This is a genomic window from Pseudoalteromonas sp. APC 3224, from assembly GCF_030407535.1.
GTDB lineage: Bacteria > Pseudomonadota > Gammaproteobacteria > Enterobacterales > Alteromonadaceae > Pseudoalteromonas.
The window spans coordinates 17,568-41,575 of the sequence record NZ_JASDDF010000039.1 but is presented as its reverse complement, the minus strand read 5'-3'; the positions used below and the strand labels follow the sequence as shown (position 1 = coordinate 41,575).

Genomic DNA, 24,008 nt, shown 5'->3' with positions numbered 1-24,008 from the left:
GTTACAAACCTCGCGCCGCGATTAAACCGCCCCTAGTTTGAACAAATTTTAATCCGCAAAGGTCAACAGACCCTAATTTACTTAAGTTATATGTGTTATTAAAAGCCAGTTTGCATCACTGGCTTTTTTATTCTTTAATAGAATATCAATAATAAAAAATAGATGCTTACATGTCAGAAAACACCTCAAACCGCTGGATAAAACCCGTACTTATTACCGCCTTATTATGGAACATATTAGGTATTCTTGCATTTATCATGCAGCTGTTTCTCTCTCCAGAGATGATAAGTAAACTACCTGAAGAACAACAACTTGCTTATAACAGCCAACCTTTATGGGCTACTTTAGCGTTTGCTATTGCGGTATTTGGCGGCGCATTAGGATGCGTACTTTTGTTATTCAAAAAGTCACTGGCCAGATTAACATTAATAATCTCTTTGGCAGCGGTTTTAGCTCAGCAATACTATAATTTTATGATTATTAATAGCATCAACTTGTTTGGTATTAGTGCTATTTTTATGCCTATTGCAGTCACCATAATCGCGATTGCATTGGTGTATTTAAGTTTCCATTTAAAACAACAGGACTACTTTAAATAGCACTTTTTTGAGTTTAGTTTTGTGGCCAATTATTACTCAGAGTATCCCTTGAATTTTAACTTTTGGCCTTCATCTCTATTCAAATAACGACCAAAATAAATTATACAATATGGTATTTTTTATCATGGTACACACTTTGCAAATCACTACAGAGGTCACTTTTACAAGAATATTAATCTAATTTATTGAAGGGACAAATAATGAAAAATAGTTTCGACACCCAACAACAGCTCACTATCAATGGCGAGCAGTATCATATCAACTCGCTCATGGGACTTGGCGATAAAGCCAAACGCCTGCCTTTCTCGTTAAAAGTATTGCTAGAAAACTTACTACGTAACGAAGATGGTGTGAATATTAAAGAACAAGATATTCAGGCCTTATTAGATTGGGATCCAAAAGCGAAGCCCTCTGCCGAGGTAGCTTTCACTCCAGCCCGCGTAGTAATGCAAGATTTCACTGGTGTCCCTGCAATTGTTGATTTAGCTGCCATGCGTGATGCGATGGAAAAACTCGGTGGTGATCCTGCAAAAATAAACCCACTTTCTCCTGCTGAGCTGGTAATCGATCACTCGGTGCAAGTGGATGGTTACGGTAAAGATGGTTCATTCGACTTAAACTCAAAATTAGAATATGAGCGAAACAAAGAGCGTTACGAATTTTTGCGTTGGGGACAAACCGCATTTGATAACTTAAAAGTTGTACCACCTGCAACCGGTATAGTTCACCAAGTGAATTTAGAGTATTTAGCCCGCGTAGTATTTAATGATACAAAAAACGGCAAATCGTTAGCCTACCCAGATACACTAGTCGGTACAGATTCTCATACAACGATGATTAATGGTTTAGGCGTACTTGGCTGGGGTGTAGGCGGCATTGAAGCCGAAGCCGCCATGCTTGGCCAACCTATTAGCTTGCTTATTCCACAGGTTGTGGGTGTTAAATTAAATGGTCGCTTACCTGAGGGCACTACAGCAACCGATTTAGTACTTACTGTTACTGAAATGCTGCGTAACCACGGTGTGGTAGGTAAGTTTGTTGAGTTTTATGGTGACGGCCTTGCCGACTTACCACTTGCCGATAGAGCAACTATCGCTAATATGGCGCCAGAGTATGGCGCAACCTGTGGTATTTTCCCTATTGATGAGGAAACGATTAATTACTTACGCTTAACTAATCGCGATGAGAAGCAGCTTAAACTAATTGAAGATTACGCTAAACACCAAGGCTTATGGCGTAACGATGGCGACGAAGCACATTATACCGATAAGCTTGAACTAACTTTAGATGATGTTGTGCCAAGCCTAGCAGGCCCCAAACGCCCGCAAGATAGAATTACTTTGGATAAAGCCGGCAAGGTTATTGGTCAGCACTTAAAAGACTTTCAAGACGAGCGTATGGCACGTCGTGATAAAAGCGATGAAGAGCAAGCGCGTATTGAAAGCGAAGGCCCTACTACCAACCCTGATGAGCCTACCGATGAAGCGCAGTTTATGGGCGCAGCAAAAGTAAACTTTAATGGAGAAGAATTTGAGTTAAATGATGGTGCCTGTGTTATTGCTGCAATTACTAGCTGTACAAACACATCTAACCCCAGTGTTATTTTAGCTGCCGGTTTAGTAGCTCAAAAAGCACGTCAGTTAGGTATTAATGTAAAACCTTGGGTTAAAACCTCACTTGCGCCAGGTTCTCAGGTGGTCACCGATTACCTTGAAAAAGCAGGGTTGATGGATGACTTGGATGCGCTTGGCTTTAATTTAGTTGGTTATGGCTGTACCACATGTATTGGTAATTCAGGCCCACTTGCCGATGAAATTAGTGAGGCGATTCAAAAACACAAATTAGTTGTAAGCTCAATTTTATCGGGTAACCGTAACTTTGAAGGGCGCATACATCAAGATGTTAAAATGAACTTTTTAGCGTCGCCTCCTTTAGTGGTTGCCTATGCCATAGCGGGTAGAACCGATATTGATGTTTACAACGAGCCACTCGCGCAAGATAAGCATGGTAACGATATTTACCTTAAAAATATTTGGCCGAGCGTTAAAGAAGTAAGTGAACTAGTAAAAAGTACGGTAACTAAAGAGATGTTCGAAAAAAGCTACGCCAATGTTTACGATGGCGACAGTCGCTGGCAAAAAATTCAAATACCTGATGGTAAACTTTACGATTGGGACAGTGCTTCGACTTATATTAAAAAAGCCCCCTTCTTTGATGGTATGAGTGTTGAACCACCAGGTATTCCAACTATTGAGGGTGCGCGTTGTTTAGCTAAACTGGGTGACTCGGTGACTACCGATCATATTTCACCAGCAGGTGCAATTAAGGCAGAGGCACCCGCAGGGCTTTACCTACAAGAAAATGGGGTTGAAAAAGCGCAATTTAACTCTTATGGTTCACGACGTGGTAATCACGAAGTAATGATGCGCGGTACGTTCGCTAATGTGCGCCTTAAAAACTTACTAGCTCCAGGTACCGAGGGCGGTGTTACCCGCACTCAACCTGATGATAAGCTAGAAAGTATTTATGACGCGGCAATGGCATATCAAGAAAGTGGAACACCACTAGTGGTTCTAGCAGGTAAAGAGTATGGAACTGGCTCTTCGCGAGATTGGGCTGCAAAAGGGTCATTATTACTCGGTATTAAAGCTGTGATAGCACAAAGCTATGAGCGTATTCACCGCTCTAATTTAATTGGTATGGGCGTGCTTCCTTTACAATTTAAAGAAGGTGAAAGCCATGAATCACTAGGCTTAACTGGGCAAGAGCAATTTGATATTCAAGGGTTATACGATAAAACCGACGAAGTCAGTGTGATTGCGACTAACAGTGAAGGTAAACAAGTTAGCTTTAGTGCCGATGTGCGTATTGATACTCCGAAAGAGTGGGATTACTACAAACATGGCGGTATTTTACAGTACGTACTGCGCAATATGCTCGACTAACAACTTAAAACGAAAATGCAGCCCGGCTCAGTAATGAGCTGGGCTTTTTTATATTATTAATGGATGCTTGCGCTAAATCAATGCCGCTTTATAAAGATTACATACACTAAGAAGACACGCTGCGCAGAGGTCGCTATGTCTTCAATTGTAATAATAAGGCTACTTAAAACATCGATTTTGCTTGGATTGTGCTTAATAGTGACAGGCCATGGTTTAATTGTATCGAGCTACTTTACCAACCAGTTCGGCATTAAAGGTATTATTACTGCAGCTGCCTGTATTGCAATTGGCGTACTTTTATCGTTGCCCACAAAAATATACTTAACTATATTATTAATGGAAGCAGAAAAGCGTTATTTGAAGACACAGCAAAAACACCTCAAAATTAAAAGCCGCTAAAACTTTCGACCTCTTTACTGCGTTGCTCTATTCTCTTTTTAGCTTTTTCAGCATCTTCAAACAGCTTATTAATTGATTCACTGTTGTATATCGCTGGTGCTCGCTGAGGAAAAGGCTTTACTGCTGATTTAGCACTGCCACTCAAAATGGCGGTATCTTCTGCAACCACGACATTAATATCGGCGGGGTTAAGCTTTACCACTTCGCTTTTACCATTCTTGTTTGGTACATCTGAGAAATGCCATTGTCCTTGCTCGTCTTGCCATTTATAAATTGGCTTAGGAGTTTCTGTCTCAAAGGTAGCCCCAGTGATTTTTTCACCCGCTGTGGTAATTGCTGAGGTAATACTATCTAACGCGCTAGATGAAAGCGCTATCATTTCATTTTTAATCTCTGCTGATTCACTGTGAATAACAGAGGTACTTAACCAAGGCTGGCCATTTGGCTTTTTTATAAAAAATAATAAGACTACAGCTAATATCATCACTGACATTGCTAAATAGGTGAAGTATTTCATAGCGTTCCTGCTGTGTGTTTAATCCATCATCACAACCAATATAATAAAAAAGAACCAATTCAGCAAATATTAAACAACAAAAAACGCAGCAAAGGCTGCGTTTTTTTGATTTTATAGCTTTGAATAATAATATAATTAAATACCATCTCCATCTATATGTAAGCCACACTCACGGTTTAAGCCAAAAAAGCGGGTTTCCTCTTCACTCATGCCGGGCTCTAATTTACGCGTGGTATGTATATCCCCCATCGACACATAACCCTGCTCCCATAATGGGTGGTATGGCAAATTGTGCTTTGTTAGATATTGATATACATCGCGATTATTCCATTCAATAATGGGATATACTTTTACCGTACCTCGGCTTATTTCTAGTACTTGCTTTTCAGCACGGCTTGAGGATTGATCTCGACGTAGGCCACTAAACCAAGTGCTCGCATTTAGCTCCTTTAAAGCGCGTGTCATTGGCTCTACTTTATTAAGCTGGTTGTATTGCTTAATACCTGCCTCACCTAGCTCCCATAATTTTCCAAATTTAGCCTCTTGCCATGCAGGGCTCAGCTGCGCTTTATACACTTTTAGGTTAAGTGATAACTGCGAAGTCATTTGCTCTATAAACTGATAGGTTTCTGGAAATAAGTAGCCTGTATCAGTTAATACCACAGGTATATCTGGGCGCTGTGCAGTCATTAAATGCAACATAACTGCAGCCTGAATACCAAAGCTCGATGATAAAAACGCAGTGTCAGGCAAATTTTCAAGTGCCCATGCAACGCGCTGCTCTGCGCTCATGTCAGCCAGCAAACCGTTCGCATCAGCTAACATAGCCTGTTGGCTTTGCTTATCTAGCTGTAATATGTTTTTAAATTCACTCATGGTCAACTTTAAACCTCACCAGCGCTTTGCGCTGCTTTTAAATTATGCGTAAAAATCGGTAACGGATACTTTTACTTCTGTAACAATACCTTTGCGAATAACAAAATCACCAAAACATTCGCCATCATTACGCTCACTAACCCATTGCCCAATGAGTTTATCGAATGCTTCTAAGTAAACCTCTTCGCCAACGTTTTCAAGATAAAGCTTTGGTATACGTGTGCCCTCAGTGTTACCACCTAAGTAAACGTTGTACTTACCTGGACCTTTGCCGACCAAGCCTGCTTCTGCTAGCATGGCACGACCACAGCCATTCGGACAACCAACTACACGCATAATAATGCTGTCATTTGGTACCCCGTGCTTGGCTAATAAGTCCTCTATTTTTTCAATTAGGCTCGGTAAATAACGTTCAGCTTCGGCCATAGCTAATGGGCAGGTTGGTAATGCCACACATGCCATTGAATTTTTGCGTTGCTCAGTGTCCTTATCGTCAATCAAACCATGATTGCGGGCTATTTCTTCAATTACTGCTTTTTGATCGGCCGGTACACCGGCAATAATTAAGTTTTGATTTGCCGTCATGCGAAAATCACCTTGATGAATTTCTGCAATTTTGCGACACCCTGTTTTAAGCGGCTTATCTGGGTAGTCTAAAATACGACCGCTTTGAATAAATAAGGTTAAGTGGTACTTACCATCAATGCCTTCTACCCAACCAATACGATCCCCTCGGTGAGTAAACTCATAAGGGCGGCTTGGTGCAAAGCTCACACCCGCACGTTTTTCAACTTCGGCTTTAAATACATCAGTACCAACACGATCAAGGGTATATTTAGTTTTTGCATTTTTACGATTTGAGCGGTTGCCCCAATCACGCTGAACAGATACTACGTGCTCAGCAATTTTTAACGTATCTTCTAGGCTAATAAAGCCAAAGTCGTCCGCTTTACGTGGGTAGGTTGCTGTATCGCCATGAGTCATCGCCAAACCGCCGCCTACTAGCACGTTAAAACCAACGAGTTTGCCATCCTCAGCAATCGCCACAAAGTTTAAATCGTTAGCATGTACGTCCACTTCATTATTAGGTGGGATCGTCACTGTAGTTTTAAACTTACGCGGTAAATACGTTGAACCTAAAATAGGCTCTTCTGTAGTTTCAGATTTTTCGCCATTAAGCCAAATTTCAGCGTATGCCTTCGTTTTAGGTAATAAGTGTTCAGAAATTTTTGCCGCCCACTCGTAGGCCTCTTGATGTAACTCAGACTCAACCGGATTGGTAGTACATAACACATTACGGTTAACATCACCGGCAGTGGCAATAGAATCAATTCCAACACTATTAAGCAATTGGTGCATACCTTTAATTTCAGGTTTTAATACACCATGAAACTGAAATGTTTGGCGAGTAGTTAAACGAATACTGCCATAACTGGTTTTATCACCAGCAAATTTATCAATTGCAAGCCATTGCTCTGGCTTAATAATACCGCCAGGCATACGTGCGCGTAACATCACATTATGCAATGGCTCTAGCTTTTGTTTAGCACGTTCAGGACGGATATCGCGATCATCTTGTTGATACATGCCGTGAAAACGAATTAACTGGAAATTATCGGCGGTAAAACCACCGGTGATCTCGTCTTTTAAATCTTGCTCTATAGTGCCACGTAAAAAGTTGCTTTCTCTTTTCAAACGCTCGTTATCAGAAAGCTTTACGTTTTTATCTTGTTCGCTCATGTTTAATCCTAAATTTGTTACAGTGACGGCTGTTAGCGTTACTTTTTATAAAGTAAACAATGTGTACTTAGTACACGTCTTTCTGATAGCGATTTGCGCTTCTTAAGTCTTTTAAGTACTGCTCTGCGTCTTCATAGCTTTTACCGGTGTTTTCGCTAATAATATCAACTAAGGCATTGTGTACATCTTTTGCCATGCGGTTAGCGTCGCCACACACATAAAAATGAGCGCCCGCTTCTAACCAATCAAATACTTCTTTTGAGTTTTTACGTAACTTGTCTTGTACATAAACTTTTTCTGCTTGGTCACGGCTAAACGCTACATCAATCTTACTTAGTAAACCTGACTTTAAGTATCCTTGAATTTCTACTTGGTACAAGAAGTCTTGAGTAAAGTGTGGGTTACCAAAAAACAGCCAGTTTTTACCTGTTGCTTCTCGTGCATCACGTTCTTGTAAAAAGGCGCGAAATGGCGCAATACCAGTACCTGGACCAACCATAATAATTGGTGTGTCATCACTTACTGGTAAGCGGAAGTTATCGTTATATTCACTGAACACTTTTACTTTACAGCCTTCTTCTGCGCGGCGTGCTAAGTACCCTGAACAACCACCTAAGTGCTCTGTGCCAAACGCTTCAAACTCAACTAATGCAATAGTTAAGTGCACCTCATCTTCAACCTCAGCTTGGCTAGAGGCAATTGAATATAAACGTGCTTGTAATTTACGCAGGCAATCAACTAGTGTTTGCGCTTCTAATTTAGCTGGGTTTTGTGCAACCACATCAAAGATTTGACGAGGCTCAATGTATTCGCGCATTGCGCCTTTATCTTCTACTAGTTTAAGCAGCTCAGGCGTGCCTGTAGCCGTGGCGTACTTTTCAACAAACCCAGGGTAGGATTGTGTTAGCTCTAGTTTTTCAATTAAGGCATCACGTACGCTGAGTTCTTCATCGCCAAGTTTAACGCGGCTAGTTGGATCAATTTGTGTTTGCGCTAGTAGCTCATCTACACGGGCTTCATCATTTAAAAAGTAAATGCCGAGTGAATCACCAGGTGTATACGTAATGTCTGACCCTTCTAGTGAAATTTCAACATGGCGTACATCTTTGGTTGAATCACGACCGGTAATTTTTTGCACTAAGCTTAGCTCTGCCGCAAACGGATTTTGCTTTGTGTACTGACTAGCCACTGCTACAGGAGCGCCAAATGGCATTGATACAACTTGACCGCTAGTTGCATCTTGCTGGGCTTTTAAATCTGGTTCAAACGCATTTAATGCGCCCTCAATCCAAGTGGCTGCTTCGTCATCATAATCAACGTCTAGGTCGGCACGTTGATGAATAACCTCCGCACCTAATTTAGTTAAACGCTCTTCAAAGTCTTTAGCGGTTTGGCAGAAAAATTCATAGCTAGAATCACCTAAGCCTAATACTGCAACTTTGACACCATCAAGCTTTGGCGCTTTTTTAGTAATTAAAAATTCATACAGTGTTTCAGCGTCTTCTGGTGGCTCACCCTCGCCGTAAGTCGATACAACCACGGTTAGAAACTTTTCTTTTTTCAGGGCAGTCGGTTTGTAATCTGACATCCTAACCAGCTTTGTTGCTAAGCCGCGAGACTCAGCTTGCTCTTTAAGTTTAGTCGCAACCGCTTTAGCATTACCTGTTTGTGAACCATATAAAATGGTCAGTGCTGCCGCCTCCGAGGTTGCAGGTGCACCTGAAGCTGGCGCGCCAAGCACTGCAGAATTAGCATTAGCAGCTAAGTAGCCGCTAACCCAGGCTTGCTGAATTGGATTAAGCTCAGCCACTAAACCTTGTAGCTTTTGTACTTGCTCTTGCGAAAGCGGACTTGCTAGCGCATTGAGTTGACCTAACAACATGAATTTTTCCTCATAACCCTGAACGTTAAACACAATGCTTGTTCACATTGTTTAAAATGAGTGCCACCTCACTCAGAAAGTTCTGTTGAGGTTAATTGAGTATGCAGGATAGCCGCCTAAGCATAGATAAAAAAAGAATAGAATCTGCTTTGATATTCCATTTAGTTATTAAGTTATCTAAAAACCTACGAAATAGGCCTAAAAGGGTTTTATTGCCTTTTATGAAATTTTAATTTAACAATTTTGTAACTTTAATGTTCTAAGGTATATTACGCAAAAATATAAATAGGAACACCTATGTTACACGGTATATATAAAAACAAATTACTTTTGAGCACCTTGTTATTATCCTCATTACCCGCGATGGCTAATGTGGTTAATGGCAACTTTGAACAATACAGTGGCAACACCCCAGAAGCGTGGACAGTGATTGATAGCGGTATTAACGTATCTGCCAACAGCACAGTCGTAAGCACAGGCTCACAAGCAGCAGCGATTAGCGTTAATACAGGCACACAAAGCAATACTGATTTTTTGCAGCAAGTCGCTGTTGAAATGGGTAAAACTTATGAGTTCTCAGTAGATGTGTATCATACCGAAGGCCATCTTAAGGCGCGTTTGTTGATAGATGGTTATCAAGGCTATTCAAATCCGGCACAAACCAACCAATGGCAGAGTATAACTTACAGCTACACAGCTGATAGTAATAAAACCATAGATGTCGGCTTACGCTTTTATGATACAACGGGATTTGATGGTAGCGAGTTAGTTTATGTTGATAACTTCTTGCCTAATAATGACAGCAGTGGCTCTCCAAGCTGCGCAGATAACGGCCTTACTTTTAGCCTAACCACAGATAACTACGGCGAAGAAACCAGCTGGCAAATAGCGCACAACCAAACCGGTGTCGTTGCAAGCGGAAGTGGGTATGCTGCAAACACCCAATATACTGAACAATTATGCGTAGCCGATGGTGAGTATACATTTACTATTAATGACAGCTATGGCGATGGTATTTGCTGTTCATATGGCAGTGGTAGCTACGCCTTGAATAATGAAAGCACATTGCTCGCCAGTGGAGCTAGTTTTCAAACAACCGAAGCTACCGCTTTCTCATTAGGAAGCACTGAGCCAACACCGACGCCAACAGGCTACTATGTGACAACTCAAGGCTTGTCTGGTTACACGCTAAAAACTGAGCTTTATAACATTATTAATAATCATAATGCTCAGGGGTATTCCGCTATTTGGAATTTTTACGACGCATCGGCGCGTGATAAATACTATGAAAACGATAATAGTATTTTAGATATGTACAGCGAGAAGCCCAATGGCTCTGATAGCTACACATACACAGCTGTTAGCGATCAATGTGGCACTTACAGTGGTGAGGCAGATTGCTACAACCGAGAGCATTCGTTCCCTAAAAGTTGGTTTGGTGGAAAAGTTGAACCGATGAACTCTGATGTTCATCATATTTACGCCACTGACGGTTATGTAAATTCAAAACGAAGCAACTTCCCATTCGGTGAAGTAGCAAGCGCTTCGTTTACCTCAACCAACGGCAGTAAATTAGGCTCTGCAAGTAATACGATTAATTACAACGGTACTGTGTTTGAACCTATTGATGAATTTAAAGGTGACTTTGCTCGTGCTTATTTTTACATGGCAACCCGCTACGAAAATGTGATTGGTTCTTGGCAAAATAATACTACAGCTAGTAATGACGTGCTCAATGGCACCAGTACCCAAGTATTTGAAAGCTGGGTTGTGGCCATGCTGTTAAAGTGGCATAACAACGACCCTGTTAGCCAAATGGAATTAGACCGCAACCAAGCAGCGTTTGAATTTCAGGGAAATCGTAACCCGTATATCGATCATCCTGAATTTGTAGAGATGATTTGGTAAACAGTCTTCGGGCTTTGGGCTTTGGGCTTTGGGCTTTGGGCTTTGGGCTTTGGGCTTTGGGCTTCGCAGAAAAGCATATGCCTTTGCATTCGCAAAGGCTTTTTTATTTAGATTACTTCTTTACCCTCGGGTTTAGGTCTAAGTTACGGCTAGTAAGCCCACTGCGAGCGTCGACGTAAAACTTTAAACTTATCGCTTTTTTAAACGCAAAAAAAAACCCCAGCAAAAGCTGGGGTTTCTTATAAAAACAGACTTAATTAAAAATTAAGCTTGTTTTGGACGTTCAACAACATCTACCAAAGTCCAAGATTTGTTCTTAGAAATTGGTGCACATTCACGGATAGTAACTACGTCACCCGCTTTTGCAGTGTTATTTTCGTCATGTACGTGTAACTTAGTCGTACGTTTGATGAATTTCCCATAGATTGGGTGCTTCACGTAACGTGCGATAGCAACAGTGAAAGATTTTTCCATCTTGTCGCTGATTACACGGCCTTGAAGAGTACGAATTTTATCGCTCATTATTGACCTGCCTTCTGGTTAATAATTGTTTTTACACGCGCGATATCGCGACGTACTGTTCTTAGCGTGTGTGTCTGAGCTAGCTGACCAGTGCTTGCTTGCATGCGCAGGTTAAACTGCTCACGAAGAAGACCTAGAAGTTCAGCATTAAGCTCTTCTACGCTTTTATCTTTTAGTTCGTTTGCTTTCATCACATTACCGTCCGAGTTACGAAAGTTGTTTTGAATGGCAGCTTACGAGCAGCAAGGTTAAACGCTTCACGAGCAAGCTCTTCTGAAACACCTTCCATTTCGTAAAGTACTTTACCAGGCTGAATTTCAGCAACCCAATATTCAACAGAACCTTTACCTTTACCCATACGAACTTCAAGAGGCTTTTCTGTGATCGGCTTGTCAGGGAAGACACGGATCCAGATTTTACCTTGACGTTTCACGTGACGTGTCATAGCACGACGAGCTGCTTCGATTTGACGAGCAGTCATGCGGCCACGACCAGTAGCTTTCAAACCGAAAGTACCGAAGCTTACTTTGTTACCGTTTTGCGCTAGACCACGGTTGCGGCCTTTATGCATTTTACGGAATTTTGTACGTTTTGGCTGTAACATTACTCGCTACCTCTACTTAGCACTTTTTTTGGCTTTCTTTGGTGCGCGTTTAGCTGGCTTCTCTTGCTCTTGTACTAGTGGTAAACCACCAATAACTTCGCCTTTGAAGATCCAAACTTTAACACCAATGATACCGTAAGTGGTTAAGGCTTCAGAAGTTGCGTAGTCGATATCAGCACGAAGAGTATGTAGAGGTACACGACCTTCACGATACCATTCTGAACGTGCGATTTCTGCGCCGCCAAGACGACCGCTAACTTCAACTTTAATCCCTTTAGAACCGATGCGCATTGCATTTTGTACCGAACGCTTCATAGCGCGACGGAACATAACACGACGCTCTAGCTGAGAGGCAATGCCGTCTGCTACTAGTTGTGCATCTAGTTCTGGTTTACGTACTTCAGAAATATTAATCTGAGCAGGTACACCAGCGATTTTAGTTACCGCTTGACGTAATTTTTCTACGTCTTCGCCTTTTTTACCGATAACAACACCCGGACGAGCCGTGTGAATAGTTACTCGGATAGATTTTGCTGGACGCTCAATAACGATTTTAGACACAGAAGCCGCTTTCAATTCCTTAGTAAGGAATGTACGTACTTTGTGATCGCCAAAAAGCTGTGCAGAGAAATCTTTTGAATTCGCGTACCAGGTAGAAACCCAAGGTTTAGATATACCTAGGCGAATACCAGTAGGATGAACTTTTTGTCCCATTACTTATATCTCCTAGCTATCTGAAACCACAACAGTGATGTGGCTTGTACGCTTAAGGATGCGGTCTGCGCGTCCTTTAGCACGTGGCATAATACGTTTCATTGTTGGACCATCGTCCACAAAGATCGTTGTTACACGTAGCTCATCAATGTCAGCACCTTCGTTATGCTCTGCGTTAGCAATAGCAGACTCAAGTACTTTCTTAACTAATACAGCCGCTTTTTTCGGGCTGTACGCCAGGATTTCTAGTGCGCGATCGACAGGTAACCCGCGGATCTGATCTGCAACTAGACGTGCTTTTTGCGCCGAACCAGAGGCGAATTTATGTTTAGCTAATGCTTGCATTTATCTTCCCCTCTTAACGTTTCTTCGCTTTCTTATCCGCAGCATGGCCACGGTAAGTGCGAGTTGGTGCAAATTCACCTAGTTTGTGACCGATCATTTCGTCAGAAACGAAAACTGGTACATGCTGGCGACCATTATGGACAGCAATGGTCAATCCGATCATGTTAGGTATGATCATTGAACGACGGCTCCAAGTTTTAATTGGCTTCTTTTCACCGCTTTCCAAAGCTTTCTCTACCTTCTTCAGCAAGTGTAGGTCTATAAAAGGACCCTTCTTGAGAGAGCGTGGCATGGCTATTCCTCAATATTACTTAGTACGACGACGTACTATAAATTTATCCGTACGCTTGTTCTTACGCGTCTTAGCACCTTTAGTCGGTTTACCCCATGGAGACACAGGATGACGACCACCAGATGTACGACCTTCACCACCACCGTGTGGGTGATCAACCGGGTTCATGGCAACACCACGAACTGTCGGACGAATACCACGCCAGCGATTTGCACCTGCTTTACCAAGTGAACGAAGCATATGCTCAGCATTGCCTACTTCACCTAGCGTAGCACGACAATCAGACTCAACTTTACGAACTTCGCCTGAACGAAGACGTAATGTTACATATTGACCATCACGAGCAAGGATTTGAACGTATGCACCAGCAGAACGTGCGATTTGAGCACCTTTACCTGGTTTTAATTCTACGTTGTGAACAGTCGAACCTACAGGCATATTACGCATTGGTAATGCATTACCAGGTTTGATTGGTGCATCAACACCAGACTGGATTGCATCGCCAGCTTTTAAGCCTTTAGGTGCGATAATGTAACGACGCTCACCGTCTGCATATAATACAAGAGCGATGTTTGCGCTACGATTTGGATCATATTCTAAACGCTCAACTGTGGCTGGAATGCCATCTTTAGTACGTTTAAAATCGATTAAACGGTAATGCTGCTTATGACCACCACCGATATGACGAACCGTAATACGACCATTGTTATTACGACCACCTGATTTAGAGTTTTTCTCTAATAGTGGTGCGTAAGGTTTACCCTTATGTAAATCTGGGTTAACCACTTTAACTAGGTGACGACGACCCGCAGAAGTTGGCTTACACTTTTGAAGTGCCATAATTCTAACTCCCCTTATTACTCGGCGCCGCCGACAAAGTCCAGCTCGCTACCTTCTTTAAGAGTAACGTAAGCTTTCTTCCAGTCGCTACGACGACCGAAACGCATGCCAGTACGTTTTGTTTTACCCTTAACGTTAAGTGTGCGAACACCAGTTACTTCTACTTCAAAAAGCTTCTCAACTGCCGCTTTAACTTCAGCTTTAGTTGCGTCATTTGCTACTTTAAAAACAATAGTATTGTTTTCTTCAGCAGCGATTGTGCTTTTTTCAGAGATGTGTGGAGCAAGGATCACTTTTAAAAGACGTTCTTCACGGATCATGCTAGCGCCTCCTCAAGTTGCTTAACAGCAGCAGCTGTAATTAGTACCTTATCGAAAGCAATTAAGCTTACAGGATCGATACCAGCTACATCACGTGTGTCAACCTTGTACAGGTTACGTGCCGATAAGAAAAGATTTTCATCTACTTCTTCAGTCACGATAAGAACATCTTTAAGCTCAAGTTCTTTAAGCTTAGCAACTAGTTCTTTAGTTTTTGGTGCTTCAAGACCAAAACTCTCAACAACGATTAAACGCTCTTGACGAACTAATTCAGATAAGATGCTTTTGATCGCACCACGGTACATTTTACGGTTTACTTTTTGGCTGTGGTCTTGTGGTTTAGCTGCGAAGCTAACGCCACCTGAACGCCAAATTGGACTACGGATTGTACCAGCACGTGCACGGCCAGTACCTTTTTGAGCCCATGGTTTTTTACCACCACCGCTTACTTCAGAACGTGTCTTCTGAGCACGAGTACCTTGACGAGCACCTGCTGCGTATGCAACAACTACTTGGTGTACTAATGCTTCGTTAAACTCACGTCCAAAAGTAGCTTCAGAAACTTCAAGAGCGCCAGAAGCGTCTTTAATTGCTAATTCCATCACTAAATCTCCAGGACTTATGCTTTAACAGCTGGTTTAACGATAACGTCACCGCCGATAGCGCCAGGTACTGCACCTTTAACTAAAAGCAGGTTACGCTCAGCGTCAACGCGAACTAGTTCAAGGTTCTGAGTTGTTACTTGCTCATTACCCATTTGACCGGCCATTTTCTTACCTTTAAACACCTTACCAGGTGATTGGTTTTGACCGATTGAACCAGGAGCACGGTGAGATAGAGAGTTACCATGTGTAGCGTCTTGCATGCTGAAATTCCAGCGCTTAACACCACCTTGGAAACCTTTACCTTTAGAAGTACCGGTTACGTCAACTTTGTTGATTTCGTTGAATAATTCAACAGTAAGCTCAGAGCCTACTTCAAAATCGCCTTCACCACCATTTAGGCGGAATTCCCACAGACCGCGACCCGCTTCAACACCAGCTTTAGCGAAGTGACCCGCTGTTGCTTTGTTTACACGGCTTGCTTTTTTAGTGCCTGCGGTTACTTGAAGCGCGTTATAACCGTCTGTTGCGTCAGATTTGATCTGAGCAATGCGGTTAGGAGTCGCTTCAATAACTGTCACAGGGATAGATACACCATCTTCAGTGAAGATACGTGTCATACCCACTTTACGACCGACTAGACCTAATGCCATTTTCCTAAAACCTCTCTAATCTTCCGATTAACCCAGGCTGATTTGAACATCAACACCAGCAGCAAGGTCTAAACGCATAAGTGCGTCTACAGTCTTGTCTGTTGGTTCTACGATGTCGATCAGACGTTTATGGGTGCGGATCTCGTACTGATCACGCGCGTCTTTATTAACGTGCGGTGATGTAAGTACAGTAAAACGTTCAAAGCGTGTAGGTAGTGGAATTGGACCACGTACTTGTGCGCCAGTGCGTTTCGCAGTTTCCACGATTTCCGCCGTTGATTGGTCAATCAAACGGTGGTCAAAAGCTTTTAGGCGAATACGAATGCGTTGATTTGACATTCTTAAACCTCAATATAAAGAGCATTTAAAGAGCATAAAAAAACGACCGAAACAATCTTAATAATTAAGATGCCGGTTGTTTGATTATATCTACGTTGAGTTCCAAATCGGAACTCCTGTTTATTAGCTTGAAATCCAAGCTTAATTTATTCTTTCTTGTTCCCGAGGGAATTTTGAAAGCCTGCGTATTATAATGATACTGGTGATAAATGCAACAACTATTTAGACATAATTACTTTGTTATTGTCGTTTAAAAAATAGCTAGGTTTATTAATAGTGAACGCAATGGAAGTGATGATGTCTTTATAATGTCATAGCTTGTCGATTAATCTGCAGGGGATTTTTTAGATATTATGTTATCCTATGCGCTAATTTTGCTGTTATATACCCATATTGGTTTGGGTAACTACTCTCTTATGGTGAGTCAATGCGTATTTTAAATTATGGTTTAAATCTTATCTCTGGTGGTATCAGCCGCTTGTTTGTTAAAAGCAAAGTACTGCCTGAAAAGCCTTTAGAGCAATTTGAGTTAAACCCTAAAAACCCGACCTTCTATATAGTGCGTTTAAACTCACGCTTTGATCTAGCGGCACTGGCCCGTGTTTGTAAACGAAATGGTTTACCGGACCCAACCGAGCAGCAAATATTAGGTGACGAGACGTTAGATCGCTTTATCGGCATTAAAAACCCTCCCCCGCTATTTGGTGATAAAGAAAAGTCTACCAATGCATTAGCGCAAGGCAAACACATTGTTGAGCACTTATTAAATAGTGGCCAAAAAAATGTGCAAGTGGTGCCCGTGACTATTTTATGGGGCCGATCGCCAGGTAAAGAAAAACCCGGACTAAGCACTTTACTTTCGCACTCACTAACGCCCAGCTGGTTTAGAAAAATTTTTGTGGTGCTTTTTTCAGGTAGAGATAACTTTATTCGATTTAGCCAACCACTCGACTTATCTTTATTGGTTAATGAAAAAGCCGACGTTAATGAACTTCCTCATAAGCTGTTGCGTGTAGCTCTAGTTCACTTTAAACGTCAAAAGCTGGCTGCAACAGGGCCTAAAATCCCATCTCGTGATCAGTTATTTAGCTCACTACTGGCATCACCCACAATTAAAAAAGCAATTCAAACCGAGGCTTCTGAAAAAAACATCAGCCAAGCTCAGGCGCGACAAAACGCCTTAAAGCTACTTGATGAAATCGCCGCTAATTACAGCGATGCCACAATTCGCGTTGCTGATCGCATATTAACGTGGCTTTGGAATAAGCTTTATAATGGCATTGACATAAAGTACACCGAGCAAATTCATGACCTAACCAATAAAGGCCATGAAATAATCTACATGCCTTGTCATCGTAGTCATATGGATTACTTGCTACTAACCTACTCTATTTATCATCAAGGCCTTGTACCACCGCATATTGCTGCAGGGATTAACCTTAACTTTTTCCCTGCAGGTGGCATATTCCGCCGCAGTGGTGCATTTTTTATTCGTCGCTCATTTGCTGGTAACAAACTCTACTCAGCGGTATTTAAAGAATACTTAAGCCAGTTATTTATAAAGGGTTACTCGGTTAAGTTTTATACCGAAGGTGGCCGCAGTAGAACCGGACGCTTACTCCCCCCAAAAACGGGTATGCTCGCCATGACGATGCAAGCTATGCTTCGTGGTATAGACCGCCCTGTATCAATTGTACCGGTGTATATTGGTTACGAACACGTAATGGAAATAAACACCTACTTAAAAGAGCTCGCGGGTAATGATAAAAAAGGCGAGTCGATATTAGGTATTTTTAAAGCAATTAAAAATTTGAAAAACTATGGTCGCGGGTATTTAAATTTTGGTGACCCAATTTCTATTAACCAATACCTGAATGACAACCAACCCGACTGGCGCGAGTCAATTCATGCTACCGACGTGCAAAAACCACAATGGCTAGGGCCGCAGGTGGCTAATCTTGCTGATCAGGTTATGGTTAAAATTAACAATGCCGCCGCACTTAACTCAGTTAACTTACTGGCGATGATACTGCTAGTAAACGATAAGCACGCATTGAGTAAACCTAAATTGCTAGCTCAGCTTGAGTTTTATTTGCGATTACAACGTGAAGCTAGCTACAGCAATAAAATAACCGCACCCGATGAAACGCCAGAGCAACTGCTAGAACACGCTTTAAAGTTGAATAAGTTTGATGTGATCAGTGACGAGTTTGGTGAAATTATTGCGATAAACGATAAGGAAAAAACCTTATTTAACTATTACCGTAATAACATTTTGCATATTTTTGCAGTACCTAGCTTAGTAGCTCTGCATTTATTCAAGCAGCATCAAAGTACCGTTACTCACTGCCATCAATTGGTAAAATCATTTTATCCGTTATTCGCCAAAGAGTGGTATTTACAAGAGCTTGATGAAAGCTATGTGACCCGCATTTTAACTAACTTTAGCGATCAAGGCTTAATTGAGCTTGATGGTGATAATATCAAAGTAACTCAAAGTAACGATAGCTTTGCCAAACTCGAAATGCTTGGTCGTGCATTGAGCTTTACTCTGCAACGTTATGCGATTGTGATTGGCTTTATTCAAACCAGCCAAGGTATTGCAAAAGCTGAACTAGAACGTGAAAGCTATGTGTTGGCACAACGCTTGGGTACGTTACATGGCATTAAAACGCCGGAGTTTTTTGATAAAAAGGTACTGAGTAGTTTTATTTCTAACCTTCGCGAACAAAAACTAATTAGTGAATCTGATAGCGGCTTACAAGGCAGCCAAGAGCTGTGCGAGACCTACAAGCAACTGCAAACACTGTTGCCGGCACGTATTTGGCAATCAATTACTGACATTGTCCACGCTCAATGTCAGTAACGTACTTCACTATATTGAATTAACCCAATATAGTAGGTAGCAAAGAGTTAACGCTGGCGCATTACCCCTTCTTGAATCGTCGAGGCAACTAAATTGCCTTGGCGGTCAAAAAACTGACCACGTACCAGCCCTCTTCCTGAACTCGCGCTTGGGCTATCAATGGTATATAACATCCAATCATCCATTCTAAATGGACGATGAAACCACATAGCATGATCTATGGTCGCAACTTGCATATTCGGCTGCATAAACGACACACCATGTGGCTGCAGTGCGGTTGGTAAAAACTCAAAGTCAGACGCATACGCCAATAAGTAATTATGAATACGTTGATCGTCCGGCATATCGCCATTGGCTTTAAACCAAATATGTTTTACCGGTTCTAGGGCTTCAGGTTTAAAGGGGTTATGAAAGTTCACCGGACGCATTTCAATCGGCATTTCACGAATAAACTTATTACGGATTGCTTCAGGAATATGCTGTGCATTTTCTTGATAAAACTCTAACGAAGAACGCAGTTCTTCAGGAGCTGGAACATCAGGCATAGTGGCTTGATGCGATAACCCCTGCTCTTCACCTTGAAACGACGCTGTCATGTAAAAAATAGGTTTACCGTACTGAATCGCACTGACACGTCGAGTGCTAAAACTTTTACCATCACGTATAGTTTCTACATCGTACACAATCGGTTTTGCAGCGTCGCCTGGGCGTAAAAAATAAGAATGTAAGGAATGAACAATACGCCCCGCGGGCAGTGTTTCTTTAGCTGCTGAAAGCGCTTGTCCCATAACTTGACCGCCAAACACCGCCCTAAAACCTAAATCTTGGCTTTGTCCTCGATATAAACCTTGCTCAATTTCTTCAAGTGACAACAACGATAATAAATCATCTAATACTTGGCTCATTATTTCTTCCTCAATCCCCTAATTTATAAATGATACTATACAATAGTTAAAAAATACTAACTCACTGATTGAGGAAATTTAATATGGCATTTTGGCTTTTTAAAACCGAACCCGACGCCTTTTCAATTGATGACTTAAAGCAAGCGCCACAGCAAACAACGCTATGGGAAGGTGTACGCAACTACCAAGCGCGTAATTTTATTCGCGATGATGTAAAGCAAGGTGATTTAGTGATGATTTATCATTCTAGCTGCAAACAAGTTGGCGTTGCAGGGCTTGGTGTGGTTACTAAGGCTGCTTACCCTGATCCAACGCAATTTGATTTAAGTAGCGACTATTACGATGCCAAGGCAACCACTGAAAATCCTCGCTGGTTTGTGGTAGAAATAACTTATCAGGCGCATTTGAGTAGTTTAGTAAGCCTGCAAGCGATCAAAGCAAATACTGCTATAACTGATATAGCACTTAAAAAAGGCGGGCGTTTATCGGTCATGCCAGTGACCGAAAATGATTGGCATGAAATTTTAAATATGGCGACATAAGCCACTAAAAAAACTACACTTTCTTCATTAAAATAGTACTCCACCAGCGCAGCATGTCACCGCTCGATTTTCTTATGGAGCCAAATTTGTTATGATCTTCGGCTTGCTTTACTGGAGGAAAAATGAAATTACTGTATTGGTTGGATGAATGGTTAACTCTCAGCGATGATGAGAGGCAAGCAAAACTACCAGCCTCTGGTGGAGATTTACTCGGTGATGTGTATGTAAAGTATCACTTTGTTGACCTCAATAAACCCCTGCTTTTTACTTTTTCTCCTGCGGGCACCGATATACAAGAACGCGATCTAAATGAAGACTTTGCCCCTTGGGGCTATCATTTAGCGCAAAAGCAAGATGTTAATATTATTGCGTTTCAGCATTTGGGTAAAAGCAATTGGTTTCGTAACCGCAATTTAATCTTTTTTATTGAGCAGCTATCAACTTTACTCTCTCCTTTTAAAACTAAGTTAGGCTATGGGCTTAGCCGTGGCGGCTTTGCTGTGGGTGCATTTGCTAAGTTACTCAAACTCGATAAAGTACTGCTTTTCCATCCTGTTAGCACCAAAAACAAACTTATCGCCCCTTGGGATGATCGCTCAAGTACTGAAATTGCTCAGCAATATGACTGGCAAGATGACTACCATGATTTAGATTTAGGGGATGCGAAAGGTTACATTATTTACGATCCAACCAATCGTATTGACCGCCAACATGCTAAACGCTACAAACAGCTCACTCACTTACGCGTGTTTGGTATGGGGCACGGCACTCACGCTACTTACTTGAATAAGTTTGGCTTTTATAAACAAGTAGCGGTTGATTTTATTCGTGATCAGCAAATCGACATTGCGCAATTTAGGCTGCAAACAAAGACACTCCGTTTAAAAGAGGATTATTATAAAAAACTTAATAAAGCCAACGCTAAATCGGCACATCGCCAAGCGTTATTAAGTACCGCTCACACTATTTTAATCGACGAAAAAGCAGCGCACGTTAAAGAGCACCAAGAGAAAATTGATATTCAGCCTTTAATAGAGGTAGCTATTAAGCATCAAGACGAAAGCCCAAATGATGCTATTAAGCTATTAGAAGTTGCTCAACAACTCGTGCCAGACGACCCGCTCGTTGAGCATAAGCTGAGACAATTAGAATAAGTAAAAAAGGTACTCATGCTTTACTTTTTCTTGGCGTGCCCTTGCTTGGGTACAATCGAGAAGTAAAGAATCAGCGCTATCCACGAAAAGAAGATAGCGCCAACTAGCCAGCCATTTTTTTCATGGCCTTGGCTACGCTTACTGTTAAGAATTATCATGATAGGAAAAATGTAAGCACATAAAACAATAATTAAAAAAGCAACTTCAGTCATTATTTTTCCAAGCTAAGCCAATCAACTTCACCACTTAACACCCGCTCTTGTGCGATGTAATGCAGAATATCACCCGCATTCACTGCATAATCTAGAGGTGGGTTTAAATCCATATTCTTTGCACTTAAATTATGAGCTACACCTAACAATATTGCATTATGATCGTACTTAAAATGATGAAATAATTTACCAAATTCCATGGTTTTTATATCACTAGGTATTTGTAGGCTAAATTGCGTATCACCATGCAAAGTAGATAATAGCTCTTCTTGAACACGGCTTGAGCCTGGGTCTTGCATGGAGCGCACCAAAATCTCTGCTGACTTAGTGCTACTACACTCTACATTGTGGCAATGCTCTAATAACATTTCCACTTTCGTTTCATCAAAAAAGTGTGCACTAATGTGACAATCTTCTTTGACTAAACGGCTAATACGCAGTGCAGTAGTAAATGTTTGGTCGTCATCTTGGCCATCAATAATCACTTTATCGGCATGGCGAATGGCAACGCGTTCTAATTCATCCAAATCGGTAAAACTAGTCAAACGAGCAAAATCAACATTCTCATTACTTAAAAATGGATGCTCTATTTGTTCAGTAACCGCCAATAGAATACGGCGGTCTGTACGTTTAGTATCAGCCAAAATATAGTCGATCATTTTTTTTGTTCGAGCATTATGCCAACCAAAAATAATAATGTGATTGCTACTGTGAGCAAAGTTTTTATCACCAGTCATAGCGCGCCTAATTAAGTAAGTTACTGTTTGCCCTGTTTTACCTAACAAGACACCAAATAAAGCCAAACCAAAGGGTATTTGTATTAATGCGACAATCCAACGGCCCAAGTCAGATGATGGACTTAAATCTCCATACCCTACTGTTGAAGTGGTTACCGTGTAGTAGTAAAAAAAGGTCCCTGGCGAAAGTAGTGCTTGCTCATTAGCCATAAATAATAAGCACCAAGTAAGTAGCATGTGTAAAGACGTTGCTATTACAACAGACTGCCAGCTCACCTGATCAATATGGCTGCGCAACAGCACAACAATACGTTTAAAAATATGATGCATAATTGTTTGTTAATCGATTGATTATTTGAATCATTTGGTAACACGATACTGCACATCATAACACTTAAGCAACGTTTTACTGTAATCGAAATATTCACGGTTCGTTATGAATAAAAATAAGAGTAAACTATAGTTATTAAGTTATGAGGAAAGAATGGGTCTATTATGTCAGGTGTTTTAGCGTCAGTTGATCAGCGTACTCAGCTTGTAGGTGAGAACCGTTTAGAGTTGCTACTGTTTTATTTACATAGCCGCCATTTATTTGCACTCAATGTATTTAAAATTAAAGAAGTGGTGAAGCTTCCCCGTTTAAGCAAAATACCGCACTCTCACCCTAAGGTGACGGGTGTTGCCAATATTAGGGGTGAATCTATTCCGGTGATTGATTTACGCCAAGCCATTTCTATGTCACACAAAGAACATGGTGAAGACTGTAATTTGGTAGTGACTGAATATAACCGTACCACTCAAGGTTTTTTAATTGGTAAGGTTGATCAAATAATGAACATGACCTGGTCTGATATTATGCCACCACCCAGCTCAGTCGGTAAAAATCATTACATTACTGCACTTACTAAAGTACAGCGCGACGACGTGGAGCACTTGGTAGAAATTATAGATGTAGAAAAAGTACTGGCTGAAATAGTTGAGTATGAGGTTAATATTTCTGATGGGGTGTTAGATGAAACCATAGTTAACGAGTTCTCTGGGCGAAAAATACTACACGCTGATGATTCGCCAACAGCACGCAAGCAAGTAAGCGATACGTTATCGCAGCTTGGTATCGAAATTGTTCCTGCCAGTAATGGTTTGGAAGCACTCAATATGCTTAAAGGTTGGGCCGATGAAGGCCGCGATGTTGAAAAAGAACTACTTATGGTGATAACCGATGCCGAAATGCCCTCAATGGATGGTTACCGCTTAACCTATGAAATACGTAACGACAGCCGCTTAAAAAACTTACATGTAGTACTTAACACCTCCCTAAGTGGCAGCTTTAACCAAGCCATGGTAGAAAAGGTTGGCTGTGATGCATTTTTATCAAAATTTCAGCCTGACTTACTAGTGCAAGAAGTACAAAACCGTTTAAAACATGTGTTAAGCAATGCTTAATTATAAAACTAGCAAATATCTGCTTGGGTAAATATTTGCTAGTAACACTCTC

Annotated in this window: 26 protein-coding genes; 8 read left to right on the top strand and 18 right to left on the bottom strand. The window is 41.4% G+C overall.

Annotated elements, in window-relative coordinates; all coding sequences use genetic code 11:
* The first annotated feature begins 170 nt into the window (after positions 1–170).
* The 3 genes from QL989_RS16610 (at position 171) to QL989_RS16600 (ending at position 3,943) form a co-directional block, all read left to right on the top strand.
* Complete coding sequence (locus QL989_RS16610; protein WP_290171264.1) at positions 171–599, top strand: hypothetical protein; 429 nt, start codon at positions 171–173, stop codon at positions 597–599.
* Between the two features lie 200 nt (positions 600–799).
* Positions 800–3,544, top strand: coding sequence for an aconitate hydratase AcnA (gene acnA / locus QL989_RS16605; protein WP_248529638.1), 2,745 nt, complete (start codon positions 800–802; stop codon positions 3,542–3,544).
* Between the two features lie 135 nt (positions 3,545–3,679).
* Positions 3,680–3,943: a hypothetical protein gene (locus QL989_RS16600; protein WP_178954595.1), complete on the top strand. Its 264-nt coding sequence runs from the start codon at positions 3,680–3,682 to the stop codon at positions 3,941–3,943.
* On the opposite strand, the gene QL989_RS16595 is transcribed toward QL989_RS16600, so the two are convergent.
* The 4 genes from QL989_RS16595 to QL989_RS16580 all read right to left on the bottom strand — a co-directional run bounded on the left by QL989_RS16595 (position 3,930) and on the right by QL989_RS16580 (position 8,958).
* The gene (locus tag QL989_RS16595) at positions 3,930–4,460 is read right to left on the bottom strand and encodes a DUF4124 domain-containing protein (protein WP_178954593.1); all 531 of its coding nucleotides are present in this window, start codon (positions 4,458–4,460) and stop codon (positions 3,930–3,932) included. The two genes, QL989_RS16600 and QL989_RS16595, sit on opposite strands and share 14 nt — an antisense overlap.
* Positions 4,461–4,595: 135 nt before the next feature.
* The gene (locus tag QL989_RS16590; RefSeq protein WP_178954591.1) at positions 4,596–5,336 is read right to left on the bottom strand and encodes a phosphoadenylyl-sulfate reductase; all 741 of its coding nucleotides are present in this window, start codon (positions 5,334–5,336) and stop codon (positions 4,596–4,598) included.
* A gap of 42 nt (positions 5,337–5,378) precedes the next feature.
* A complete protein-coding gene (gene cysI, locus QL989_RS16585; RefSeq protein ID WP_290171259.1) occupies positions 5,379–7,076 on the bottom strand; it encodes an assimilatory sulfite reductase (NADPH) hemoprotein subunit in 1,698 nt (565 codons plus the stop codon).
* Positions 7,077–7,143: 67 nt separating this feature from the next.
* Positions 7,144–8,958: an assimilatory sulfite reductase (NADPH) flavoprotein subunit gene (locus QL989_RS16580; RefSeq protein ID WP_290171257.1), complete on the bottom strand. Its 1,815-nt coding sequence runs from the start codon at positions 8,956–8,958 to the stop codon at positions 7,144–7,146.
* Positions 8,959–9,255: 297 nt separating this feature from the next.
* Between QL989_RS16580 and QL989_RS16575 the strand changes: the two genes are divergently transcribed.
* Complete coding sequence (locus tag QL989_RS16575) at positions 9,256–10,866, top strand: endonuclease (protein WP_290171256.1); 1,611 nt, start codon at positions 9,256–9,258, stop codon at positions 10,864–10,866.
* Positions 10,867–11,130: 264 nt separating this feature from the next.
* On the opposite strand, the gene rpsQ is transcribed toward QL989_RS16575, so the two are convergent.
* From rpsQ to rpsJ, 11 genes are read right to left on the bottom strand one after another with little or no spacing between them, the layout of a single operon-like run.
* On the bottom strand, positions 11,131–11,388 hold the full coding sequence (rpsQ, locus tag QL989_RS16570) for a 30S ribosomal protein S17 (RefSeq protein ID WP_013463780.1): 258 nt from the start codon (positions 11,386–11,388) through the stop codon (positions 11,131–11,133).
* A complete protein-coding gene (gene rpmC, locus QL989_RS16565) occupies positions 11,388–11,579 on the bottom strand; it encodes a 50S ribosomal protein L29 (protein ID WP_008108355.1) in 192 nt (63 codons plus the stop codon). The genes rpsQ and rpmC overlap by 1 nt, the downstream gene beginning before the upstream one ends.
* Complete coding sequence (gene rplP / locus QL989_RS16560) at positions 11,579–11,992, bottom strand: 50S ribosomal protein L16 (protein ID WP_008108352.1); 414 nt, start codon at positions 11,990–11,992, stop codon at positions 11,579–11,581. The genes rpmC and rplP overlap by 1 nt, the downstream gene beginning before the upstream one ends.
* A gap of 12 nt (positions 11,993–12,004) precedes the next feature.
* Complete coding sequence (rpsC, locus tag QL989_RS16555; RefSeq protein WP_008108350.1) at positions 12,005–12,706, bottom strand: 30S ribosomal protein S3; 702 nt, start codon at positions 12,704–12,706, stop codon at positions 12,005–12,007.
* Positions 12,707–12,718: 12 nt separating this feature from the next.
* Positions 12,719–13,051, bottom strand: coding sequence for a 50S ribosomal protein L22 (rplV, locus tag QL989_RS16550; RefSeq protein WP_004588690.1), 333 nt, complete (start codon positions 13,049–13,051; stop codon positions 12,719–12,721).
* 13 nt (positions 13,052–13,064) lie between these two features.
* Positions 13,065–13,343 carry a 30S ribosomal protein S19 gene (gene rpsS, locus QL989_RS16545; RefSeq protein ID WP_004588689.1) on the bottom strand — a complete coding sequence of 93 codons (279 nt, stop codon included), beginning with the start codon at positions 13,341–13,343 and terminating at the stop codon, positions 13,065–13,067.
* 15 nt (positions 13,344–13,358) lie between these two features.
* Positions 13,359–14,183 carry a 50S ribosomal protein L2 gene (gene rplB, locus QL989_RS16540; protein ID WP_007376192.1) on the bottom strand — a complete coding sequence of 275 codons (825 nt, stop codon included), beginning with the start codon at positions 14,181–14,183 and terminating at the stop codon, positions 13,359–13,361.
* A gap of 17 nt (positions 14,184–14,200) precedes the next feature.
* On the bottom strand, positions 14,201–14,503 hold the full coding sequence (gene rplW, locus QL989_RS16535; RefSeq protein WP_008108343.1) for a 50S ribosomal protein L23: 303 nt from the start codon (positions 14,501–14,503) through the stop codon (positions 14,201–14,203).
* Positions 14,500–15,105 (bottom strand): 50S ribosomal protein L4, encoded by a 606-nt coding sequence (gene rplD, locus QL989_RS16530; protein WP_008108340.1) that lies wholly within the window; start codon positions 15,103–15,105, stop codon positions 14,500–14,502. Before rplD ends, rplW begins: the two co-directional genes overlap by 4 nt.
* 17 nt (positions 15,106–15,122) lie before the next feature.
* On the bottom strand, positions 15,123–15,758 hold the full coding sequence (gene rplC, locus QL989_RS16525) for a 50S ribosomal protein L3 (RefSeq protein ID WP_138605949.1): 636 nt from the start codon (positions 15,756–15,758) through the stop codon (positions 15,123–15,125).
* A 27-nt stretch (positions 15,759–15,785) separates the two neighbouring features.
* Positions 15,786–16,097, bottom strand: coding sequence for a 30S ribosomal protein S10 (gene rpsJ / locus QL989_RS16520; protein ID WP_002957900.1), 312 nt, complete (start codon positions 16,095–16,097; stop codon positions 15,786–15,788).
* A 427-nt stretch (positions 16,098–16,524) separates the two neighbouring features.
* On the opposite strand from rpsJ, the gene plsB reads away from it, so the two are divergent.
* Positions 16,525–18,963, top strand: a complete 2,439-nt coding sequence (gene plsB / locus QL989_RS16515; RefSeq protein ID WP_290171253.1) for a glycerol-3-phosphate 1-O-acyltransferase PlsB — start codon at positions 16,525–16,527, stop codon at positions 18,961–18,963.
* Between the two features lie 47 nt (positions 18,964–19,010).
* On the opposite strand, the gene tesB is transcribed toward plsB, so the two are convergent.
* Positions 19,011–19,868 (bottom strand): acyl-CoA thioesterase II, encoded by an 858-nt coding sequence (gene tesB / locus QL989_RS16510; protein WP_010391943.1) that lies wholly within the window; start codon positions 19,866–19,868, stop codon positions 19,011–19,013.
* Between the two features lie 83 nt (positions 19,869–19,951).
* Here tesB and QL989_RS16505 point away from each other — a divergent pair, with 83 nt between their 5' ends.
* Together QL989_RS16505 and QL989_RS16500 are read left to right on the top strand one after the other, a co-directional pair.
* Positions 19,952–20,410, top strand: a complete 459-nt coding sequence (locus QL989_RS16505) for an EVE domain-containing protein (RefSeq protein ID WP_290171249.1) — start codon at positions 19,952–19,954, stop codon at positions 20,408–20,410.
* Between the two features lie 122 nt (positions 20,411–20,532).
* On the top strand, positions 20,533–21,564 hold the full coding sequence (locus tag QL989_RS16500; protein WP_198522383.1) for a cytosolic protein: 1,032 nt from the start codon (positions 20,533–20,535) through the stop codon (positions 21,562–21,564).
* Positions 21,565–21,584: 20 nt separating this feature from the next.
* Here QL989_RS16500 and QL989_RS16495 read toward each other — a convergent pair whose 3' ends face one another.
* Both QL989_RS16495 and QL989_RS16490 read right to left on the bottom strand, forming a co-directional pair.
* The gene (locus QL989_RS16495; protein WP_010391937.1) at positions 21,585–21,776 is read right to left on the bottom strand and encodes a hypothetical protein; all 192 of its coding nucleotides are present in this window, start codon (positions 21,774–21,776) and stop codon (positions 21,585–21,587) included.
* Positions 21,776–22,843 carry a potassium channel family protein gene (locus QL989_RS16490; protein WP_109875670.1) on the bottom strand — a complete coding sequence of 356 codons (1,068 nt, stop codon included), beginning with the start codon at positions 22,841–22,843 and terminating at the stop codon, positions 21,776–21,778. Before QL989_RS16490 ends, QL989_RS16495 begins: the two co-directional genes overlap by 1 nt.
* A gap of 165 nt (positions 22,844–23,008) precedes the next feature.
* Between QL989_RS16490 and QL989_RS16485 the strand changes: the two genes are divergently transcribed.
* Positions 23,009–23,956, top strand: a complete 948-nt coding sequence (locus QL989_RS16485) for a chemotaxis protein CheV (protein ID WP_198522382.1) — start codon at positions 23,009–23,011, stop codon at positions 23,954–23,956.
* Positions 23,957–24,008: the final 52 nt, after the last annotated feature.

What these genes read in the sequence shown, in the direction of transcription:
- QL989_RS16580 (WP_290171257.1), bottom strand. Translation starts at nt 8,958, where the DNA reads ATGTTGTTAGGTCAACTCAATGCGCTAGCAAGTCCGCTTTCGCAAGAG.
- rplP (WP_008108352.1), bottom strand. Translation starts at nt 11,992, where the DNA reads ATGTTACAGCCAAAACGTACAAAATTCCGTAAAATGCATAAAGGCCGC.
- rpsJ (WP_002957900.1), bottom strand. Translation starts at nt 16,097, where the DNA reads ATGTCAAATCAACGCATTCGTATTCGCCTAAAAGCTTTTGACCACCGT.
- QL989_RS16600 (WP_178954595.1), top strand. Translation starts at nt 3,680, where the DNA reads ATGTCTTCAATTGTAATAATAAGGCTACTTAAAACATCGATTTTGCTT.
- QL989_RS16495 (WP_010391937.1), bottom strand. Translation starts at nt 21,776, where the DNA reads ATGACTGAAGTTGCTTTTTTAATTATTGTTTTATGTGCTTACATTTTT.
- rplD (WP_008108340.1), bottom strand. Translation starts at nt 15,105, where the DNA reads ATGGAATTAGCAATTAAAGACGCTTCTGGCGCTCTTGAAGTTTCTGAA.
- QL989_RS16505 (WP_290171249.1), top strand. Translation starts at nt 19,952, where the DNA reads ATGGCATTTTGGCTTTTTAAAACCGAACCCGACGCCTTTTCAATTGAT.
- QL989_RS16500 (WP_198522383.1), top strand. Translation starts at nt 20,533, where the DNA reads ATGAAATTACTGTATTGGTTGGATGAATGGTTAACTCTCAGCGATGAT.
- acnA (WP_248529638.1), top strand. Translation starts at nt 800, where the DNA reads ATGAAAAATAGTTTCGACACCCAACAACAGCTCACTATCAATGGCGAG.
- rpmC (WP_008108355.1), bottom strand. Translation starts at nt 11,579, where the DNA reads ATGAAAGCAAACGAACTAAAAGATAAAAGCGTAGAAGAGCTTAATGCT.
- cysI (WP_290171259.1), bottom strand. Translation starts at nt 7,076, where the DNA reads ATGAGCGAACAAGATAAAAACGTAAAGCTTTCTGATAACGAGCGTTTG.
- QL989_RS16590 (WP_178954591.1), bottom strand. Translation starts at nt 5,336, where the DNA reads ATGAGTGAATTTAAAAACATATTACAGCTAGATAAGCAAAGCCAACAG.
- rplW (WP_008108343.1), bottom strand. Translation starts at nt 14,503, where the DNA reads ATGATCCGTGAAGAACGTCTTTTAAAAGTGATCCTTGCTCCACACATC.
- rplV (WP_004588690.1), bottom strand. Translation starts at nt 13,051, where the DNA reads ATGCAAGCATTAGCTAAACATAAATTCGCCTCTGGTTCGGCGCAAAAA.
- rpsQ (WP_013463780.1), bottom strand. Translation starts at nt 11,388, where the DNA reads ATGAGCGATAAAATTCGTACTCTTCAAGGCCGTGTAATCAGCGACAAG.
- plsB (WP_290171253.1), top strand. Translation starts at nt 16,525, where the DNA reads ATGCGTATTTTAAATTATGGTTTAAATCTTATCTCTGGTGGTATCAGC.
- rplB (WP_007376192.1), bottom strand. Translation starts at nt 14,183, where the DNA reads ATGGCACTTCAAAAGTGTAAGCCAACTTCTGCGGGTCGTCGTCACCTA.
- rplC (WP_138605949.1), bottom strand. Translation starts at nt 15,758, where the DNA reads ATGGCATTAGGTCTAGTCGGTCGTAAAGTGGGTATGACACGTATCTTC.
- rpsS (WP_004588689.1), bottom strand. Translation starts at nt 13,343, where the DNA reads ATGCCACGCTCTCTCAAGAAGGGTCCTTTTATAGACCTACACTTGCTG.
- QL989_RS16575 (WP_290171256.1), top strand. Translation starts at nt 9,256, where the DNA reads ATGTTACACGGTATATATAAAAACAAATTACTTTTGAGCACCTTGTTA.
- QL989_RS16595 (WP_178954593.1), bottom strand. Translation starts at nt 4,460, where the DNA reads ATGAAATACTTCACCTATTTAGCAATGTCAGTGATGATATTAGCTGTA.
- rpsC (WP_008108350.1), bottom strand. Translation starts at nt 12,706, where the DNA reads ATGGGACAAAAAGTTCATCCTACTGGTATTCGCCTAGGTATATCTAAA.
- QL989_RS16485 (WP_198522382.1), top strand. Translation starts at nt 23,009, where the DNA reads ATGTCAGGTGTTTTAGCGTCAGTTGATCAGCGTACTCAGCTTGTAGGT.
- tesB (WP_010391943.1), bottom strand. Translation starts at nt 19,868, where the DNA reads ATGAGCCAAGTATTAGATGATTTATTATCGTTGTTGTCACTTGAAGAA.
- QL989_RS16490 (WP_109875670.1), bottom strand. Translation starts at nt 22,843, where the DNA reads ATGCATCATATTTTTAAACGTATTGTTGTGCTGTTGCGCAGCCATATT.
- QL989_RS16610 (WP_290171264.1), top strand. Translation starts at nt 171, where the DNA reads ATGTCAGAAAACACCTCAAACCGCTGGATAAAACCCGTACTTATTACC.